Annotated in this window: 16 protein-coding genes; 6 read left to right on the top strand and 10 right to left on the bottom strand. The window is 63.7% G+C overall.

Annotation, left to right across the window (positions count from 1 at the left end):
• Positions 1-37 precede the first annotated feature (37 nt).
• Entirely contained in the window at positions 38-685 is a 648-nt protein-coding gene (gmk, locus tag NX775_RS06660; RefSeq protein WP_183555679.1) for a guanylate kinase, read from the bottom strand.
• Between the two features lie 136 nt (positions 686-821).
• A complete protein-coding gene (locus tag NX775_RS06655; RefSeq protein WP_258835283.1) occupies positions 822-1,709 on the bottom strand; it encodes a YicC/YloC family endoribonuclease in 888 nt (295 codons plus the stop codon).
• A 94-nt stretch (positions 1,710-1,803) separates the two neighbouring features.
• Here NX775_RS06655 and NX775_RS06650 point away from each other — a divergent pair, with 94 nt between their 5' ends.
• The 5 genes from NX775_RS06650 (at position 1,804) to hemW (ending at position 6,421) form a co-directional block, all read left to right on the top strand.
• The gene (locus NX775_RS06650; protein ID WP_258835282.1) at positions 1,804-2,817 is read left to right on the top strand and encodes a serine/threonine-protein kinase; all 1,014 of its coding nucleotides are present in this window, start codon (positions 1,804-1,806) and stop codon (positions 2,815-2,817) included.
• An 8-nt stretch (positions 2,818-2,825) separates the two neighbouring features.
• Complete coding sequence (locus NX775_RS06645; protein ID WP_258835281.1) at positions 2,826-3,755, top strand: PP2C family protein-serine/threonine phosphatase; 930 nt, start codon at positions 2,826-2,828, stop codon at positions 3,753-3,755.
• A gap of 11 nt (positions 3,756-3,766) precedes the next feature.
• A complete protein-coding gene (gene rph, locus NX775_RS06640; RefSeq protein WP_258835280.1) occupies positions 3,767-4,498 on the top strand; it encodes a ribonuclease PH in 732 nt (243 codons plus the stop codon).
• An 80-nt stretch (positions 4,499-4,578) separates the two neighbouring features.
• The gene (gene rdgB, locus NX775_RS06635; protein ID WP_258835981.1) at positions 4,579-5,169 is read left to right on the top strand and encodes an RdgB/HAM1 family non-canonical purine NTP pyrophosphatase; all 591 of its coding nucleotides are present in this window, start codon (positions 4,579-4,581) and stop codon (positions 5,167-5,169) included.
• 1 nt (position 5,170) lies between these two features.
• A complete protein-coding gene (gene hemW / locus NX775_RS06630) occupies positions 5,171-6,421 on the top strand; it encodes a radical SAM family heme chaperone HemW (RefSeq protein ID WP_258835279.1) in 1,251 nt (416 codons plus the stop codon).
• 15 nt (positions 6,422-6,436) lie between these two features.
• On the opposite strand, the gene NX775_RS06625 is transcribed toward hemW, so the two are convergent.
• The 4 genes from NX775_RS06625 to NX775_RS06610 all read right to left on the bottom strand — a co-directional run bounded on the left by NX775_RS06625 (position 6,437) and on the right by NX775_RS06610 (position 13,455).
• The gene (locus NX775_RS06625) at positions 6,437-7,264 is read right to left on the bottom strand and encodes a zinc-binding metallopeptidase family protein (protein WP_258835278.1); all 828 of its coding nucleotides are present in this window, start codon (positions 7,262-7,264) and stop codon (positions 6,437-6,439) included.
• Between the two features lie 210 nt (positions 7,265-7,474).
• A complete protein-coding gene (locus NX775_RS06620) occupies positions 7,475-8,923 on the bottom strand; it encodes an efflux transporter outer membrane subunit (protein WP_258835277.1) in 1,449 nt (482 codons plus the stop codon).
• A complete protein-coding gene (locus NX775_RS06615) occupies positions 8,920-12,108 on the bottom strand; it encodes an efflux RND transporter permease subunit (RefSeq protein ID WP_258835276.1) in 3,189 nt (1,062 codons plus the stop codon). The genes NX775_RS06620 and NX775_RS06615 overlap by 4 nt, the downstream gene beginning before the upstream one ends.
• Before the next feature lie 24 nt (positions 12,109-12,132).
• Positions 12,133-13,455: an efflux RND transporter periplasmic adaptor subunit gene (locus NX775_RS06610; protein ID WP_258835275.1), complete on the bottom strand. Its 1,323-nt coding sequence runs from the start codon at positions 13,453-13,455 to the stop codon at positions 12,133-12,135.
• Positions 13,456-13,580: 125 nt separating this feature from the next.
• On the opposite strand from NX775_RS06610, the gene NX775_RS06605 reads away from it, so the two are divergent.
• Entirely contained in the window at positions 13,581-14,237 is a 657-nt protein-coding gene (locus NX775_RS06605; protein WP_307732143.1) for a TetR family transcriptional regulator, read from the top strand.
• Between the two features lie 359 nt (positions 14,238-14,596).
• On the opposite strand, the gene tal is transcribed toward NX775_RS06605, so the two are convergent.
• The 4 genes from tal to zwf are packed head-to-tail and all read right to left on the bottom strand — an operon-like array spanning position 14,597 to position 18,412.
• A complete protein-coding gene (gene tal, locus NX775_RS06600) occupies positions 14,597-15,526 on the bottom strand; it encodes a transaldolase (RefSeq protein ID WP_258835273.1) in 930 nt (309 codons plus the stop codon).
• A 19-nt stretch (positions 15,527-15,545) separates the two neighbouring features.
• Positions 15,546-16,043: a free L-methionine (R)-S-oxide reductase MsrC gene (gene msrC, locus NX775_RS06595; protein ID WP_258835272.1), complete on the bottom strand. Its 498-nt coding sequence runs from the start codon at positions 16,041-16,043 to the stop codon at positions 15,546-15,548.
• A gap of 35 nt (positions 16,044-16,078) precedes the next feature.
• On the bottom strand, positions 16,079-16,933 hold the full coding sequence (locus NX775_RS06590) for an SIS domain-containing protein (RefSeq protein WP_258835271.1): 855 nt from the start codon (positions 16,931-16,933) through the stop codon (positions 16,079-16,081).
• A 9-nt stretch (positions 16,934-16,942) separates the two neighbouring features.
• Positions 16,943-18,412, bottom strand: a complete 1,470-nt coding sequence (gene zwf / locus NX775_RS06585) for a glucose-6-phosphate dehydrogenase (RefSeq protein ID WP_258835270.1) — start codon at positions 18,410-18,412, stop codon at positions 16,943-16,945.
• Between the last annotated feature and the right edge of the window lie 2 nt (positions 18,413-18,414).

Raw genomic sequence — 18,414 nt, 5'->3', positions numbered from 1 at the left:
AAACAACGCGTGCGGCGCGCCTGCAACGGCGCGCTCGTCAAGATTGTGGTTGATTCGCGTGGATTCCCAGCTGGGCAAACAGCGTAGCGTTGCGGGCAGCTTGTTGGGCAAATCGGCAACGTGTCGCTTTGACAATCGCCTGCAGCTCAGCCAGGGCGACGTTAAACTCTTCGTTGATGATAGCATATTCGAAGTCGGGTGCGTGAGCGATCTCGCCGCCCGCCGCCAGCAGGCGCCGGGTGATGATGTGCGGCTCGTCGGTGCCACGTTTGTGCAGGCGTTCTTCCAGCGCTTCGATCGATGGCGGCAGGATGAAAATGCCGGCCGCGTCCGGGAACAGCTTGCGCACCTGGCGCGCGCCCTGCCAGTCGATTTCGAGCAGGATATCCGTGCCGTTTTTCATCTCCTGCTCGACCGACAGGCGGCTCGTGCCGTAGTAATTGCCGTGCACTTCAGCCCACTCGAGAAACTCGCCCCGATCGGCGCGCGTGACGAAATCCTCGGCGCTCGTGAAGTGGTATTCGCGGCCATCCACTTCGCCCGGGCGCGGTGCGCGGGTGGTGGTGGAGATGGACAGTTTGATGCCCGGTTCGTTCGCCAGCAGGGCGTTGACCAAGGTCGATTTGCCGGCGCCGGATGGCGCGGCGACGACGAACAGGCTGCCGGAAAAGGCTTGTGGGAGCATGGCGGGGTCCTTTGTCAGTACGGTATATGCGCGAGCATGATGTCGCGGGTGGTCATGTTAACGTTGAACGCGTGGACGGGAAACCCGTCCACGCGTTCAACCGGCGCTGGTATCGCTACCGATTCAATTCTGGTGCTTATTCGAGGTTCTGCACCTGTTCACGCATCTGCTCGATGAGCAGCTTGAGCTCCATCGACGCGTCAGCCAGTTCCTTCACCGACGCCTTGGCGCCGAGGGTATTGGCTTCGCGATTGAGCTCCTGCATCATGAAGTCGAGGCGCTTGCCGACCTGGCCACCCTTTTTGAGGATGTGACGCGTTTCGTTCAGGTGCGCCGACAGGCGCGACAATTCTTCGGACACGTCGATCCGGATGCCGTACAGGGTCACTTCCTGCCGAATCCGCTCCAGCACTTCTTGGCGCGTGAGCGTCGACGGATTGCCGTGGCCAGCCAGGCCCAGCGCATCCTGCATGCGGTCAATGGCCTTGTTCTGGAATTGCGAAATGACCTGCGGGATCAGCGGCGTGATGCGCTTGACGATCGCTTCCATCGATTCGATGCGCGATTGCAGCATCGTTTCGAGCGCGGCGCCTTCGCGCCGGCGGCTGTCGACGAACGCGGCAATGGTGGTGACCGTGAGCGCGGCGACATCGGCCTGGAGCGACTCCTGGCCGATGGTCGATTCTTCGATGACGCCTGGCCAGCGCAGCAGCTCGGCCACGGTCATTGGTGCGGCTTCGGCGAAGTGACGCGCTACTTCGCCTTGCAGGCGGGCCAGGTCGGCCAGCAACGTTTGATTGAGCGCCGCGGCGCCACCACTGACCTTGCGGCCAAACGAGACACGCACTTCGACTTTGCCACGCTGAATTGCGGCCATGATGGCCGTCCGCAGATCGGGTTCCAGCGCGCGCAAATCGTCATTGATGCGGAACTGCAAATCGAGGAAGCGTGAGTTGACGCTCTTGATTTCGATCGTGAGGGTTCCGGCAGCGCCTTCGCTGGTGGCGACCGCATAACCTGTCATGCTTGAAATGCTCAATGGGATCCCCGGTTTTTATTCTTTACAAAGCCGACATTTATCCACACAATCGCGCTGTTTAGCAAGGAAACCCAATTGGATGGCTGCACAGAATAACGCTCCTCTGCCCGCAGGACTAGAAATTGCCGGATACCGCATTGTAAAGAAAATTGCGTCCGGCGGGTTCAGTATTGTTTATCTTGCCTATGACAGCGAGGGCAATGCAGTAGCCATCAAGGAGTACTTGCCGAGCGCGCTGGCGCTGCGCCAGCCTGGTCAATTGATCCCCGTGGTGGCCAAGCCGCACCTGGCGGTATTTCGCATCGGCCTGAAGTGTTTTTTCGAAGAAGGCCGCGCCCTGGCGCGCATCGTGCACCCGAACGTGGTGCGCGTACTCAATTTCTTCCGCGCCCATGAGACTGTATACATGGTCATGGCCTACGAGTCCGGGCACTCGCTGCAGGAACACATCGCGCGCGCTGCCGCCAAAGGCAATGGCTTGAGCGAAAACTTCGTGCGCCAGGTGTTCCATGGCGTCTGCAGTGGCCTGCGCGAAGTGCACGCCAACAAGCTGCTGCACCTCGACCTCAAGCCCGCCAACATCTACCTGCGTACCGACGGCTCGCCGCTGCTGCTCGATTTCGGCGCCGCGCGCCAGACGCTGCACACCGACGCCCCAATGCTCGCGCCGATGTACACGCCGGGCTTCGCTGCGCCCGACCTGTATGCACGCGGCGCGGCGCTCGGCCCCTGGACCGATATTTACAGCCTGGGCGCGGCCATGCTTGCCTGCATGAGCCGCTCGACGCCGCCGCCGGTCGATGCGCGCCGCATGGACGATCACGTGCCGCGCCACCTGGCGCGCCTGGCAGGCTATTATTCGCCGGAGCTGGTCAAACTGGTGGCCGCGTGCCTGGCACTCGATCCCCTGATGCGGCCGCAAAGCGTGTTCGAGATCCAGAAGGTGCTGCAGGCAGTGCCGGCCGCGCCGCTGCCGTCGCGGGCCACAGCCCCATCGACAGCCGAGGTCGCGGATGCGGCTGCGGACGCACATGAGGCACGCGGCGGCTGGCGTGGCCTGGTCGACCGTCTCGGCGCATTCCGGCGCGATTAAAGGAAGTCATGCAATTCTCGGTCTATCAACAAAGCCATATTGGCGGACGCAGGGTCAACCAGGACCGGATGGGCTACTGCTACACCCGCGACGCCTTGCTGCTGTTGCTGGCCGATGGCATGGGTGGCCACCTGGGCGGCGAGATCGCCGCGACCATCGCGCTGCAGACGGTGTCGGCGATGTTCCGCCTGCAGGCGCGCCCGTACGTGAAAAAGCCCGAGCGCTTTCTTGAAGAAGCGCTGCTGCAGGCGCACCACGATATCCAGGCCTACGCTGCCACCCACGGCCTGCCCGAGATCCCGCGCACCACCGTCGTCGCCTGCCTGATCCAGCACAACTGCGCCGTGTGGGCGCACGTCGGCGACTCGCGCCTGTACTGGGTGCGGCGCAAGCAGGTCCTGGCCTGCACGCGCGACCATTCGCATTTCGAGTACCTGCTCGAGCGCGGCCGCGCCGACCCGTCCGAGCGCAACACGCACCCCGACCGCAACAAGCTCTATAACTGCCTGGGCGCGTCCAGCCCGCCGAAGATCGAGCTGTCGCAGCAGCACAGCCTGCAGCATGGCGACATGCTGCTGCTGTGCTCGGACGGCTTGTGGTCGACCCTGCCCGAAACCGAGATCGTCCACCGCCTGGCCACGAGCGGCGTCGTGCAGGCGGTGCCGGAACTGGTGCAGATGGCCGCCGCCATCGGTGGAGCGCAGGCCGACAACACGACCGCGCTGGCCATCGCCTGGCAGGGTGCGGCCGGCACGGTCGATGCCGATGCGCTCAACGTGATCTCGACCCAGATGCTGGCCGAGGATGCCGTGAGTTCCACCATCGTTGCGGGCGATCCGCTGCCCGAAGGCAGCGACGCGTTCGACGAAGACGATATCGAAAAAGCCATCGCCGAGATCCGCGAAGCGATCGAAAAATCCTCCCAGCTGCTCAAGTAAGGACCGACCCCATGACCTACCCACCGCGCCCGAGCGGCCGCGCGCCAGACCAGCTGCGCCCGATTGTCATTACCCGCAACTACACGCGGCACGCCGAAGGCTCGGTGCTGATCGAGTTTGGCGATACCAAGGTGATCTGCACGGCCAGTATCGAGGACAAGGTGCCAGCCTTTTTGAAAGGGAAGGGCCAGGGCTGGCTGACCGCCGAATACGGGATGCTGCCGCGCTCGACCCACAAGCGCATGGACCGCGAGGCCGCGCGCGGCAAGCAGAGCGGGCGCACGCAGGAAATCCAGCGCCTGATCGGCCGCTCACTGCGCGCCGCGTTCAACCTGCATGCGTTTGGCGAGCGCACGCTGCATCTGGATTGCGACGTGATCCAGGCCGACGGCGGCACCCGCACCGCCGCCATCACGGGCGCGATGGTGGCCGCGCACGATGCCTTCAGCACGCTGCTCTCGTCGTGCGCGATCACGGCGCTGCCGGTACGCCATTTCGTCGCGGCCGTGTCGGTCGGCATGGTGAACGGCGTGCCAGTGCTCGACCTGGACTATCCGGAAGATTCGGACTGCGACACCGACATGAACGTGGTGATGAACGACCAGGGCCACTTCATCGAAGTGCAGGGCACGGCCGAAGGCGCGGCGTTCGACCGCGCCGCCATGGACCGCCTGCTCGACCTGGCGCAGGCAGGCATCGCCGACCTGATCCATTTGCAGAAGCAGGCGCTGCGGGTGGGCTGACTGCGGTTGCCCGGTTCCTGCGCGGTGGTCGCGCGAAGCCGGTAAAATGACCGGTTTCCCTCACCAGCACCGTGACCACCATGACCCAGCGCCTGATCCTCGCCTCCAACAACGCCGGCAAACTCAAGGAGTTCGCCCAGCTGCTCGGCCCCATCGGCCTCGACCTGCATCCGCAGGGCGAATTCGACGTCCCGGAAGCAGAAGAGCCGTTCGGCACCTTCGTTGAAAACGCGCTGGCCAAGGCGCGTCACGCGTCGCGCCTGACCGGCTTGCCGGCGCTGGCCGACGATTCGGGCGTCTGCGTCAATGCCCTTGGCGGCGCGCCCGGTGTGTATTCGGCCCGCTACGCTGGAGAACCGAAGTCCGACGCCAACAACAGCCGCAAGCTCGTCGCCGATCTGGCCACGCTCAGCGACAAGTCGGCCTATTACTACTGCGTGCTGGTCTATGTGCGCCACCCGGAAGACCCGCAGCCGATCATCGCCGATGGCCGCTGGCATGGCGAAATCATCGCCATGCCGCGCGGCGAGAACGGCTTCGGCTACGACCCGTACTTCTTGATTCCGTCGCTGGGCAAGACCACGGCCGAACTGGCACCGGACGAAAAGAATGCGCTGTCGCACCGTGGCCAGGCGCTGCGCGCGCTGGTCGAGAAACTGAAAAACACCTGACATGATCCCCATTAAATTCGTCGGCGAGAACGTGCCGCAACCGTTGGCCGGCGAGCCCCGTTCGCCCGCGACGGCCGCGCTGCAATACCTGCAGCCGGGCGCGCTGAACCTGACGGCGCTGCCGCCGCTGTCGCTGTACGTGCACTGGCCGTGGTGCGTGCGCAAATGCCCGTACTGCGATTTCAATTCGCACGAAGGCAAGGGCGAGCTGCCCGAGAAGGATTACCTGGACGCGCTGCGCCTCGACCTGGAACAGTCGCTGCCGCTGATCTGGGGCCGCAAGATCCACACCGTCTTCATCGGCGGCGGCACGCCGAGCCTGATGTCGGCGGCGGGGCTGGATCGCCTGATGTCCGACTTGCGCACCCTCCTGCCACTGGAACTCGACGCCGAGATCACGATGGAAGCCAATCCCGGTACCTTTGAGGCCGAGCGCTTCAAGAGTTATCGCGAGAGCGGCATCAACCGCCTGTCGATCGGCATCCAGAGTTTCAACCCGGCGCACCTGAAGGCGCTGGGCCGCATCCACGACGGCGACGAAGCGCTGCGCGCAGTCGAAATCGCGAAGAACACGTTCGACAATTTCAATCTCGACCTGATGTACGCGCTGCCGTCGCAGACACTGGCCGAGGCGCGTCACGATCTGGAAACGGCGCTCGCGTTCGCGCCGCCGCACCTGTCGCTGTACCACCTGACGATGGAACCGAACACGGTCTTCGCGAAGTACCCGCCATCACTGCCGGACGACGACCTGAGCGCCGACATGCAGGACATGATCGCCGAGGTGACGGGGGCTGCAGGCTACGATCACTACGAAGTGTCGGCCTACGCCCGGGCCGGCCGGCGCGCGCGCCACAACCTGAATTACTGGCAGTTCGGCGACTACCTGGGCATCGGCGCCGGCGCCCATTCGAAGATCTCGTTCCCGCACCGCATCCTGCGCCAGGCCCGCTACAAGCAGCCGGCATCGTTCATCGAAGCAGCCAAGCGCGGCAACCCGGTGCAGGAAGAGCACGAGATCGGCCGCAACGACATGGGCTTCGAGTTCATGCTCAACACGCTGCGCCTGACCGGTGGCTTCGATCCGAACCTGTTCGGCGAGCGCACCGGGATGAGCATCAACACGATCACGAAGTCCCTCAACGAGGCCGAGGCCAAGGGGCTGATCTACCGCGATCACAAGCTGATCAAGCCAACGGAACTGGGCCAGCGTTTTCTGAACGATTTGCAGGAAATGTTTTTGGCCGAGTAGGATGCGGCCGTTTGTTCAGGCCTGCACGACGCCTGCCATCGCGGTGAGCGTGCGTGTGAGGCCGGCCACGACGCGCGCCAGGCCGTCGAATTCACCGGGCTGCTGCGCCTCGTCGGTTTCATCGGCGGGCAACGGCGCGGTGTAGAAATAGGGGTAGCCGAGAAAGTCGCTGCCGGTGATCAAGAGAGTAGTCGTGGCTGGGCTGCCATCGGCATCGTCATCGCTATTGCCACCGCGCGAGAGCGTCAAGCCCATCACGTGGGCCGAGGTCGCCAGTCCATGGTGCATCAGCTGCGGGTCGCTGCGCAGTGCTGCAAAGGCCTGATGCACGCGCTGCGCCGCATCGGGCGTGCCGGTGAATGCAATGAAGTTGCCGGCGCCAGTCTCCTCCGCGCCTGACTCCTCAGACCCCATAAAGAACACGAAGCGGATCTCCGTCCCGGGTGCGGGCTGCAGATCCTTGACGGTGCGCGCCAGTTCGAGCACGGCCGCTGCGCCGACATCGCCGCCTGGCCCGACGCGGGCGCCGATCACGAATGTGCGTTCTGGCATGGCGCCTGGCATCACGTTTGCAAGCGTTGTTTCGATGCTGTGGGCGGGATGGCTGGCGCTGTCGCCGTCGATCTGCTGCCTGTGCAGCACATAGCCATACCGGCGCAGCGATGTGTCGACGTATTGCATGGGGCTGCTTGGCGCGCTCGGCGCCAGAGCCCGGGCATGGACTTGCAGGCGTGCCGCCAACGGCGTGGCGTCGGACCGGGTCTCAACGGTCAGCGTTGCCAGCACGATCGCAAGCAATATCGCGAGGATGACTTTCCAGTGCGATCTGAAGAAATGTCTCATGGCGTCACACGGCGCCTTGCGGCGCGTCGTCGGCAATCGATGCAGCCAGTGTAGCCAATCCCGCCAATATCTGCGGCGCCAGCGGAGGGCAATGCCGCGCTACAACGTACTGCGGCGTGGATGCCACAGCGGGAAGGATGACCGCTCACACGAAAAAAAACCGGGCCACGCAGGCCCGGTTCTCATTCACTTCAGCAGCAGCGTCACAACTTACCTCGCCGCCACCGGCGTCCCGTCAGCTTGCGCCGCCGGTTCCACCCAGCCGCCGCCCAGCACGCGATACAACGCGACCTGGTTCTGCAGACGCAGCAGATTGGCCTGCACCGACAACTGCTGCGACTGGAACAGCGAGCGCTGTGCATCGAGCAGGTCGAGCTGGCTGGCGGCGCCGCTGCGGAAGCGCAGGTCGGACAGGTTGAAGCGGTCGGCTTCGGCTTGGGTCACGGCTGCTTGCGCGCGCAGCTGTTCGCTGTACGTCGCCTGGCCGGCCAGGGCGTCCGCCACTTCGCGGAACGCAGTCTGGATCGATTGCTCGTAGCGCGCCACGGCGATGTCGCGCTGGGCACGGGCGGCGCCCAGCGCGGCGGTGTTGCGGCCGTAGTCGAAGATCGGCAGGATCGCCTGCGGTGCGAACGACCAGCCCCAGGTGCCGCTCTCGAACAGGCCCGACAGCTCGCTACTAGCGCTGCCGGCGCTGGCCGTCAGCGAGATGCGCGGGAAGAAGTTCGCGCGCGCTGCACCGATATTGGCATTGGCCGCGATCAGATCTTGCTCGGCCGCGCGGATGTCCGGACGGTTGGCCAGCAGGTCCGATGGCAGGCCGGCCGGCAGGTCGGGCAGCTCGGTCTTGGCCAGTGTGGCGCCGGTCGAGACGTCGGCCGGCAGTGGCTGGCCGACGAGCAGCGTCAGCAGGTTGATGTCCTGGGCGCGGAAGCGCTGTTGCTGCGCCAGCGTGGCCAGGGCCGTTTCAACGAGCGAACGCGATTGCTGGATGTCCAGGCGCGACGCGACGCCGTTCTCGAAACGCAGCTGCGTCAGGCGATCCGAATCCTGGCGCGTCTTGAGCGTATCTTGCGTGATGCGCAGCAGCTCTTCGTCGGCCAGCAATTGCAGATACGCGTTGGCAACCGACGCGATCAGGCTGATCTGCGTGGTCTTGCGCGCTTCTTCGGTGGCCAGGTATTGCGCCAGCGCGGCTTCGCTCAGGTTGCGCACCCGGCCAAACAAGTCCAGCTCGAACGACGAGACTTGCAGGCCGGCCTGGTAGGTGCTGTTGATTGGCTGATCTTCACCGACGGTCTGGCGGTTGCCGCTAACACCCAGGCCCACCGATGGCAGGCGATCGGCGCGCGTGATGCGGTACTGGGCGCGCGCCTGCTCGATGTTGGCAATCGCGATGCGCAGGTCACGGTTGTTGACCAGTGACTGGTCGATCAGCTGACGCAGGCGCGCATCGGCAAAGAACTGCTGCCAGGCAAGCGTGGCAGGCGCCTGGTTGATCACCGGGCTGGTCGATGCCGTGGCGGCCTGTGGCACGGCCGGGAAGGCGCTTGCCACCGGGGCAGCAGGGCGCTCATAGTCCGGCGCCAGCGACATGCAGCCAGCGAGTGCCATCGACAGCGCCAGTGGCGTGACGATCAGTTTGATGTGCTTGATCATACTTTTTTCCCTTCTTCTGCGGCCTGGCGTTCCTGTTTCTCGAGCTCATGCTGCTTTTCCTGCGCATGGGCGTACATCTTGTTCTGGCGCTCGCTGCCCTTGAAGAGCGTACGGACAACGACGAAGAACACGGGCACGAAGATCACGCCCAGCACGGTTGCCGTAATCATACCGCCCATCACGCCGGTACCGATGGCGCGCTGCGATGCCGAACCGGCGCCGCTGGCGATCACCAGTGGCAGCACGCCCAGGATGAAGGCGAGCGAGGTCATGATGATCGGACGGAAGCGCAGGTGGGCCGCTTCGAGTGCCGCATCGAACGGTGATTTACCTTCGGCTTGCAGGTCCTTGGCGAATTCGACAATCAGAATCGCGTTCTTCGCCGCCAGACCAATAATGGTAATCAGACCGACCTTGAAGTAGACGTCGTTGGACAAGCCCCGCATATTGGCTGCCAGCAGCGAGCCGAGAATACCCAGCGGCACCACCAGCATGACCGCCACCGGGATGGTCCAGCTTTCATACAGTGCGGCCAGGGCCAGGAACACCGCGAGCAGCGCGAAGCCGATCAGGATGAACACGGTCGAACCCGACAGCAGTTCCTCGCGCGACTGGCCGGTCCACTCATACGAGAAGCCAGGCGGCAGGCGCTCGGCCAGGCGCTGCATTTCGTCCAGCGCTTCGCCGCTCGAGTAACCAGGCGCCGGTTCACCGGTCAGCTTCATTGCAGGGTAGCCGTTATAGCGGTTGGTCTGCATCGGGCCGGTGGTCCATTCGGTCGTCGCGAACGACGACATCGGCACCGGCTGGCCCTGGGTATTCATCGCATTGATGCGCAGCAAATCGTCCGGCTGCATACGCTGGGGCGCATCGGCCTGCACAATCACGCGCTGCAGGCGGCCACCGTTCGGGAAGTCGTTCACGTACGACGAACCCATCGATGTCGACAGCGCCGTGTTGATCGCGGCGAAGGTCACGCCCAGGGCTTGCGCCTTGTCGCGGTCGATGTTCAGCTTGAGCTGCGGTGCATCTTCCAGACCCTCCGGACGCATGCCCGTCAGGATCTTGCTCTGCGACGCCATGCCCAGCATCTGGTTACGCGCGGCCAGCAGGGCAGCGTGGCCGTTGCCGGCACGATCCTGCAGGCGGAACGAGAAGCCGGTGCCGGTACCCAGTTCCGGAATCGGCGGCGGGCTCACCACGAAGATGAACGAGTCGCGCAGCGCGCCCATGTGGCCGGTGATGCGGCCGGCGAACGATTGCGCGTCCTGGCCGTCACCCTTGCGCTCGTCCCATGCTTTCATCGGGATGAACGCCAGACCCATGTTCTGGCCCTGGCCCGAGAACGAGAAGCCGGTAATCGCCACGATGTTGGCCGTTTCCGGCTGCTTCATCACGAACTCTTCCATCGAACGCAGGACGGCGCCGGTACGTTCGGCAGTCGCGCCTGGCGGCAGCTGGACGTTGGCGATCACGTAGCCCTGGTCTTCGTTCGGCAGGAACGAATTCGGCAGGCGCGTAAACAGCACGCCGACTACGACGACCAGCACGGCAAACACGACCATCCAGCGGCCGGCACGCTTCATCAGGGCGCCGACGAAGCCTTCATATTTCTTGGCGCCGGTGGTGAACTTGCGGTTGAACCAGCCGAAGAAGCCCTTCTTGGTGTGATTGTGGCCGGCTTCGATAGGTTTGAGCAGGTGCGCGCACAGCGCCGGGGTCAGCGACAGTGCCAGGAACGCCGAGAAGGCGATCGAGGTGACCATGACGACCGAGAACTGGCGGTAAATGTTACCGACCGCGCCGGCGAAGAACGCCAGCGGGACGAACACCGCGATCAGGACGACGGTCACGCCGATAATGGCGCCCGAAATCTGGCCCATTGCCTTGCGCGTGGCTTCCAGCGGCGGCAAGCCTTCTTCGCTCATGATGCGCTCGACGTTCTCGACCACCACAATGGCATCATCGACGACGATACCAATCACCAGCACCATGCCGAACATGGTCAGCACGTTGATCGAGAAGCCCATCGCCAGCAGGCAGGCGAACGAGCCCAGCAGTGCGATTGGCACCACGATGGTTGGAATCAGCGTGTAGCGGAAGTTCTGCAGGAACAGGTACATCACCAGGAACACCAGCACGATCGCTTCGATCAGTGTGTGGACCACTTGTTCGATCGAAATCGAGATGAAGGTGGTGGAGTCGTAAGGAATCGAGTACTTGATACCGTTCGGGAAGAGCTTCTGCAGCTCTGCCATGCGGGCCTTGATCAGTTCCGCGGTTTCAAGAGCGTTACCGGATGGCGCCAGCTGCACGCCGATACCGGCCGATGGCTTGCCGTTCAGGCGCGCCGTGGTGCTGTACGACTGGCCGCCGACTTCGATGCGGGCGACATCCTTCAGGCGCACGGTCGAGCCGTCCTGGTTGGCGCGCAGCACGATGTTGCCGAACTGTTCAACGTTCGACAGCTGGCCCGTCACGATGACGGTGGCGCTGATCTGCTGGCCTTGCGCAATCGGCAAGTCACCGATCGTGCCCGATGCGACCTGGGCATTCTGCTGCGAAATCGCAGCCGTGACGTCGGCTGGCGACAGGTTGTAGCCGACCAGCTTGGTTGGATCGATCCAGATCCGCATTGCCTTCTCGGTACCGAACAGCTGGGCCTGGCCAACGCCGGTAATACGCTGAATTTCAGGCAGCACATTGCGCGAGGCGTAGTCGCCCAGCGCAATATTGTCCATCTTCGGGTCATCCGACGACAGGATCGTAAACAGCAGGAAGTTCGAGCGCGACTTGTCGACGCGCACACCTTGCTGCGTCACCGCCGGCGGCAGACGCGGGGTCGCGCGCGACAGGCGGTTCTGAACGTCAACCTGGGCCAGTTCCGGATCAGTGCCGGTCTCGAAGGAAATGGTAATCGAGCCAGTGCCGTTGGCCTGGCTGGTCGATTCCATGTAGATCATGCCCTGGGCACCGTTCATCTCGCGTTCGATAATCGAGATGACGGAATCCTCCAGAGTCTGCGCCGACGCACCCGGGTAGGTGACGTTGACGACGATCGCGGGTGGCGCCACGGATGGGTATTGGGCGATCGGCAACTGCTTGATCGCAACAGTACCCAGCACCATGATGAACAGCGCGATCACCCATGCAAAAATTGGGCGGTCAATAAAAAAACGTGCCATTGAAAAGTCCTGTTCGTTTTATTCTTAGCGGCTGCTGTTGGCCGGGGTCGTTGCGCCCGCTGCCGGCGAACCGGAACTCGGGGTGCGTGCACCGGAAGCATTCGCACCAGCGGCGGCCTGAGCACCGGCAGCATTTGGCTGAGCCGCCGGAGCGCCTGCCTGGGCCGGCGCCTGGGTGCCGGCCGGGGTCCATGGCACCGGTTTGACCGGGGTACCTGGCGGCAGCATCTGCAGCTTCTGGAAGCCGTCGACCATCACTTGTTCGCCTTCTTTCAGGCCGTCAATGACGATCCAGCTCTCGCCTTGCTGCGACGCGATCTTGACCGTGCGGGACACTGGCTTGTTGTCGGCGCCGATGACCATCACGGTGTCGCCGTTCTGGCCGCCACGGGTGACCGCTTGCTGTGGCACCAGGATGCCGCGCGTTTCCGACTGCGACAGGCGCACGCGTGCGTACTGGCCTGGCAGCAGGGCGTTGTCCGGATTGTCGATGGCAGCGCGCAGCGTGACCTGGCCACTGGTTTCGTCGACAGTCACGTCCGAGAACAGCAGCTTGCCCTTGCGTGGCAGCACAGTACCGTCGTCGAGCACGACCGTGACGGGCAGCTCGGCATCGATCTTGCCGCCGGCCTGCTTGCGCAGGCGCTGCAGATCGTTGGCCGATTGCGTGATGTTCAGGTACATGCGGTCGGTCTGCTGGATCAGGGCCAGTTCGGTCGACTGGGTCGCCGAGACCAGCGCACCTTCGGTCACCAGCGAACGGCCGATACGGCCGGAGATCGGCGCATTGACGTTGGTGTAGCCCAGATTGATCTGCGCCACGCGGACCTGCGCGCGGGCGGCGGCCACTTCGGCTTCACCCTGGCGTTGCGCCGCGACGGCGTTGTCGAATTCCTGTTTGCTGACAGCAGCGGCTTCGACCAGCGGCTTGTAGCGATCGGCAATCGACTTGGCCGCGACCAGATTGGCCTGGGCGCGTGCCAGGTCAGCCTGGGCGGAAGCGACCTGGGCCTGGTACGGCGCAGCGTCGATCTGATACAGCGCCTGGCCCTGCTTGACCATGCTGCCCTCGGTGAACAGGCGTTTCTGGACGTTGCCATCGACGCGGGCGCGAACCTGGGCGGTGCGGATTGCCTCGACGCGGGCTGGCAGCTCGGTCTGCAATGCGACGGTTTCGATCTTGGTGGTGATGACACCGGCCTGGACGGCTGGAGCTTGCTGGCCGCCAGGGGCGGCGCCGGCTGGGGCTGCATCTTTCTTGCCGCAGGCGGACAACAGAACCAGGGCTGCCAGAGTGGCGGCAGCGACCCGGGTCAGGGACGGGGACGAGGATTGGGCAGGGCGCATTACGTGTGCTTCCTTCTAGTTAGTAACGCGTCGACGTCACACGCCCGTCATGCAAATATGGCGGAGGGTGATATCAACACTGGCTTTTGCAAATAGTTTTATATACTATCACGACTGTATGTAAAATGTTTTGCCCCCTTGGAATTTTGGAGTATCCCCCGAATATGGTCCGCAGGACGAAAGAAGAAGCCGCCGCAACACGCGACAGCATCCTTGACGCAGCAGAAATTTTGTTCGCAAAAAATGGCGTTTCAAGAACGACTTTACAGCATATCGCTACCGCGGCGGGCGTGACGCGCGGTGCGATTTATTGGCATTTTGTCGACAAGGGCGCCGTGTTCAGCGCCATGATGCAACGCGCCACGATGCCGATGGATGCCGCCGTGAAGCTGGCAGGCGAACGCGCGGACACCGATCCGCTGCAAAGCCTGCGCAACGAAATGCTGGCCGTGCTGCAGATCGTGGAGGGCGACGAAAAGGCGCGCCGCGTGTTCGAGATCGCCACGCTCAAGACCGAATTTACCGACGAGGTCGATTCGGCGCGCGCGCACAAGCGCGAATCCGTGGCGCGCTGGCGCGGCCGGCTGCAGGAGCAGTTCACGCAGGCCATGGCCGACGGCACGCTGCCGGCCACGGTCGATCCGCGCAAGGCGTCGATGTCGGTCTGGGTGATGCTCGACGGGCTGATCCGCAACTGGATCTTCGAGCCAGGGGCATTCGAGCTGGTCGACCTGGGAGCCGAGCTGATCGATACCTACATGGCAGGCTTGCGCGCCCGCTGAGCCCTGGTTTTACAAACGTAAAAAAAAAAGCGGGGGTCAGGTCTGACATTTGGACACGATCTCAACAGTCGATCAAAAAAGCGAGGATCAGGTCTGACATTTGGACACGATCTCGACAGTCGATCAAAAAAGCGAGGGTCAGGTCTGACATTCGGACACGATCTCGACAGTCGGGCAGCCGGGATTAGCTGGCATCGGACGATGTTGGTATCGGGCAAGACGCCGTTGATAGTAGCTAAGGCTGAGGTCGTGTCTGAATGTCAGACCTGACCCCGGCTGTGAGACGTCTGGTTGTACAGATGTAGAAACAACAAAAAACCCGGCCGCAGCCGGGTTTGTCGTTTGCGCAACTGGTGCGCTTAACGCATGCCTTCGATCATTACTTTCAGCTTGATCGAATCGGCCACGAACGCGCGGATGCCTTCGGCCAGCTTTTCGGTCGCCATTGCATCTTCATTGAGCATGAAGCGGAACGTCTTTTCGTCGATCGCGATCTTCTCGATATCGGCGCTGTCGTCCTTGACCAGCTTGCGCTCGAATGGCGCGTCGCTGTCGGCCAGCTTTTGCAGCAGGTCCGGCGAGATCGTGAGCAGGTCGCAACCGGCCAGCTCGAGGATCTGCGACGTGTTGCGGAAGCTCGCGCCCATCACTTCGGTGGCGTAGCCGAACTTGCGGTAGTACTGGTAGATGCCCTTGACCGACTGCACGCCCGGATCCTCGGCGCCCTGGTATTCGGTGCCGGTCGACTTCTTGTACCAGTCGTAGATGCGGCCGACGAACGGCGAAATCAGCTTGACGCCCGCTTCGGCGCAAGCCACTGCCTGGCACAGCGAGAACAGCAGCGTCAGATTGCAGTGGATGCCGTCTTTTTCCAGGATCTCGGCGGCGCGGATGCCTTCCCAGGTCGAGGCGATCTTGATCAGCACACGCTCGCGCGACACGCCGGCCGCTTCGTACAGCGCGATCAGTTCGCGGCCCTTGGCCACCGTGGCCTCGGTATCGAACGACAGCGCGGCATCGATCTCGGTCGACACGCGGCCTGGCACGAACTTGAGGATTTCCACGCCGAAGGCGATCAACAGGCTGTCGATGATGCCGTCGATCGATGCGTCGGGCGCATTGGCAATGGCTTTTTCAAGCAGCGGACGGTACTCGGGCTTTTGCACGGCCTTCAGGATCAGCGACGGGTTGGTGGTCGCGTCCTGCGGTGTGTACGCCTTGATCGACTGGAAGTCGCCGGTGTCGGCAACGACGGTGGTGAATTGCTTGAGCTGTTCGAGTTGGTTCATGGTGGTCTCTTGAATATTCTTAGAAATCGGTGCCCGCGACAAACGCGGCCAGCATGGCTTCCAGGCCGGCGCGGTCTTCGTTGCTGAAGCGCTCGAGCTTCGGGCTGTCGATATCGAACACGCCGATCAACCGGTCGTCCTTGAGCACCGGGATCACGATCTCGGAGGCCGACGCCGAATCGCAGGCGATATGGCCCGGGAACGCATGCACGTCGGCGACGACGATGGTCTCGCGCTTGACGGCAGTGGCACCGCACACGCCGCGCCCGAACGGGATGCGCGCGCAGGCGGGCTTGCCCTGGAACGGGCCGACCAGCAGATCGTTGCCTTCGCCTTTTTTGGACGGCACGGTGAAGTAGAAGCCAGCCCAGTTCAGGTCGGCGATGGTGTCGTAGACAAGGGCCGAGAACTGCGACGCATTGGCCGTCAGGTCGCGTTCACCTTCGAGGATGCTCGTGACCTGGCGTACCAGCAGGTCGTAATCGGGGCGGTCGCTGCGTTCTGGGTTGATGTGCATGGCGTTGCCATTTGGCGGTCAATAAAAAAACTATTTTAGCCGATGAACGAATCGAACTGCATGTCGAACTCCTGCAGCGCCTTCTGCGCGTTCTGCATTTTCTTGCGAAACTCCGGCCCGCGCCGCAGCGCCAGGCCCACCGCCAGCACGTCGATCACGACCAGGTAGGCCAGGCGCGCCGAGATGGGCGTGTAGGGGTCGGTCGCAAACACCAGGTCGATCGGGATCAGCAGCGTGGCCATCTCGGCCAGTGGCGTGCCCGATGGCGCCAGCACGATCACCTGCGCGCCGCCCGCCTTGGCCAGCTTGGCCGAACGGGTCAGCGCGGGGTTGTTGCCGCGCTGCGAAATGGCCACCACCGCATCGCCTTCGCGCAGCAGGGCCGCGGCGATCGAGTGGATCGCCGGGTCGGTATAGGCCACCGTCGGCACGCCCGAGCGGAAGAACTTGTGCTGCGCGTCGGCCGCCACGAAGCCGGACGTGCCCTGGCCGTAGAACTCGATCTTGTTGGCGCGCGCGAGGATCTCAAGGGCCTGCTGAACCAGCTCCGGCTTGAGGTTGTTGCGCAGGTCGAGCAGCGTGTTGATCGAGCGGCTGCAGATCTTGTTGATCAGGTCCGACGCCAGGTCGTCCTGGTGCGGCGCCTCGTTCGCGCCGGGCAGGGCCAGCGCCAGACCTTGCGCCATTTTCAGCTTGAACTCGTGCCAGCCGTCGTAACCCAGCGTGCGGCAAAAGCGCACGACGGTCGGTTCCGACACGCCCGCGTTGCGCGCGAGCGCCGTGATGTTCTGGCTCACGGTGCCGGACGGCGCGGCCAGCACCGCGAGCGCCACCTTGCGCTCCGATTTGGAGAGCGTGTCGAGCTGGGTGCGGATCGAGTCGAGCAGCATGGGTCAGCCTTAGTCTTCGGGCAGCGATTCTTCGCGCCACTGCAAACCGTCGCGCCCGATCAGGGCGCTGGCCGCGGCCGGCCCCCAGGTGCCGGACGTGTACGGGGCGGGCGAGCTGTCGTCCTGTTCCCAGTGTTCCAGGATTGGCTCGACCCATTCCCACGCCGCTTCCAGCTCGTCGCCGCGCATGAACAGCGTCAGTTGGCCGCGCAGCACGTCGAGCAGCAGGCGCTCGTACGCTTCCATGCGCGGCGACGTGAACTGCTCGCGGAAATCGAGTTCGAGTTCGGCCTGTTTCAGGCGCATCGAGTCGCCCGGCGTCTTGGCCATCAGGTTCATCGACAGCCCTTCATCGGGCTGCAGGCGGATCACCAGGCTATTGGGCTGGAAGCTCGACGTCGGCTGGTTGAAGATCGAATGCGGGATCGGCTTGAAGCGCACGACGATTTCGGCCAGGCGGTCGGACATGCGCTTGCCGGTGCGCAGATAGAACGGCACGCCGGCCCAGCGCCAGGTGTCGATTTCGGCCTTCATCGCCACGAAGGTCTCGGTGCGCGAACTCTTTGGCGCATCCGGTTCATCGCGGTAGCCGGGGACCGGCTGGCCATCGATATAGCCCGAGCGGTACTGGCCGCGCACGATATTGTGGGTCAGCGTCGTCGGGGTGAAGCGTTTCAGCGAGCGCAGCACCTGCAGCTTGGCGTCGCGCACGGCGTCCGGCGCGATCGAGGCCGGCGGCTCCATCGCCACGATGCACAGCAGTTGCAGCAGGTGGTTTTGCAGCATGTCGCGCAGCGCGCCCGAGTTGTCGTAGTAGCCCATGCGGTTGCCCACGCCGATCTTCTCGGCGATGGTGATCTGCACGTCCGAAATCCATTCGCGGCGCCACAGCGGCTCGAACAGGATGTTCCCGAAGCGCAGGGCCAGCAGGTTCTGCACGGTCTCCTTGCCCAGGTAGTGGTCGATGCGGTAGATCTGCGATTCGGCGAAGACTTTGCCGACGTCCAGGTTGATCTGCTTGGCCGAGGCCAGGTCGCGGCCCAGCGGCTTTTCGAGCACCACGCGCGAATTAGGCGTGGCCAGGCCCGTGGCGGCCAGGTTGTCACAGATCTTGGCGAAGATCTGCGGCGGCGTGGCCAGGTAGTACACGCGCGTGAGCGAATCATCGGCGCGCAGGGCCGCGACCAGGTCGCCGAAGGTGCCCGCATCGGTGGCGTTTAGTGCCACATAGGTGATGCGGCCGAGGAATTTGTCCCAGTTGACGCTAGAGGGCGCTTCCTTGATGTGCGGCTTCGAGTTGGTCTCGACCATGTGCAGGAATTCTTCCTGCGTGGCGTCGTCGCGCCCGACGCAGATGATGCGGGCGCTGGCCGGCAGGTCGCCGGCCACGTCGCGCGCGAACATGGCAGGCAACAGCTTGCGCATCGCAAGGTCGCCACTGCCGCCAAAGAATACGAGGTCGAAATCGGGAATCGCCATGA

It is taken from the genome of Massilia aurea (assembly GCF_024753205.1).
Taxonomy (GTDB): domain Bacteria; phylum Pseudomonadota; class Gammaproteobacteria; order Burkholderiales; family Burkholderiaceae_D; genus Telluria; species Telluria aurea.
This window is presented reverse-complemented; position numbering and strand designations above follow the sequence as displayed.

Excerpts from the sequence above, each read along its gene's own strand:
- gmk (WP_183555679.1), bottom strand. The coding sequence starts at position 685 with ATGCTCCCACAAGCCTTTTCCGGCAGCCTGTTCGTCGTCGCCGCGCCA.
- NX775_RS06655 (WP_258835283.1), bottom strand. The coding sequence starts at position 1,709 with ATGACAGGTTATGCGGTCGCCACCAGCGAAGGCGCTGCCGGAACCCTC.
- NX775_RS06650 (WP_258835282.1), top strand. The coding sequence starts at position 1,804 with ATGGCTGCACAGAATAACGCTCCTCTGCCCGCAGGACTAGAAATTGCC.
- NX775_RS06645 (WP_258835281.1), top strand. The coding sequence starts at position 2,826 with ATGCAATTCTCGGTCTATCAACAAAGCCATATTGGCGGACGCAGGGTC.
- rph (WP_258835280.1), top strand. The coding sequence starts at position 3,767 with ATGACCTACCCACCGCGCCCGAGCGGCCGCGCGCCAGACCAGCTGCGC.
- rdgB (WP_258835981.1), top strand. The coding sequence starts at position 4,579 with ATGACCCAGCGCCTGATCCTCGCCTCCAACAACGCCGGCAAACTCAAG.
- hemW (WP_258835279.1), top strand. The coding sequence starts at position 5,171 with ATGATCCCCATTAAATTCGTCGGCGAGAACGTGCCGCAACCGTTGGCC.
- NX775_RS06625 (WP_258835278.1), bottom strand. The coding sequence starts at position 7,264 with ATGAGACATTTCTTCAGATCGCACTGGAAAGTCATCCTCGCGATATTG.
- NX775_RS06620 (WP_258835277.1), bottom strand. The coding sequence starts at position 8,923 with ATGATCAAGCACATCAAACTGATCGTCACGCCACTGGCGCTGTCGATG.
- NX775_RS06615 (WP_258835276.1), bottom strand. The coding sequence starts at position 12,108 with ATGGCACGTTTTTTTATTGACCGCCCAATTTTTGCATGGGTGATCGCG.
- NX775_RS06610 (WP_258835275.1), bottom strand. The coding sequence starts at position 13,455 with ATGCGCCCTGCCCAATCCTCGTCCCCGTCCCTGACCCGGGTCGCTGCC.
- NX775_RS06605 (WP_307732143.1), top strand. The coding sequence starts at position 13,581 with ATGTTTTGCCCCCTTGGAATTTTGGAGTATCCCCCGAATATGGTCCGC.
- tal (WP_258835273.1), bottom strand. The coding sequence starts at position 15,526 with ATGAACCAACTCGAACAGCTCAAGCAATTCACCACCGTCGTTGCCGAC.
- msrC (WP_258835272.1), bottom strand. The coding sequence starts at position 16,043 with ATGCACATCAACCCAGAACGCAGCGACCGCCCCGATTACGACCTGCTG.
- NX775_RS06590 (WP_258835271.1), bottom strand. The coding sequence starts at position 16,933 with ATGCTGCTCGACTCGATCCGCACCCAGCTCGACACGCTCTCCAAATCG.
- zwf (WP_258835270.1), bottom strand. The coding sequence starts at position 18,412 with ATGGCGATTCCCGATTTCGACCTCGTATTCTTTGGCGGCAGTGGCGAC.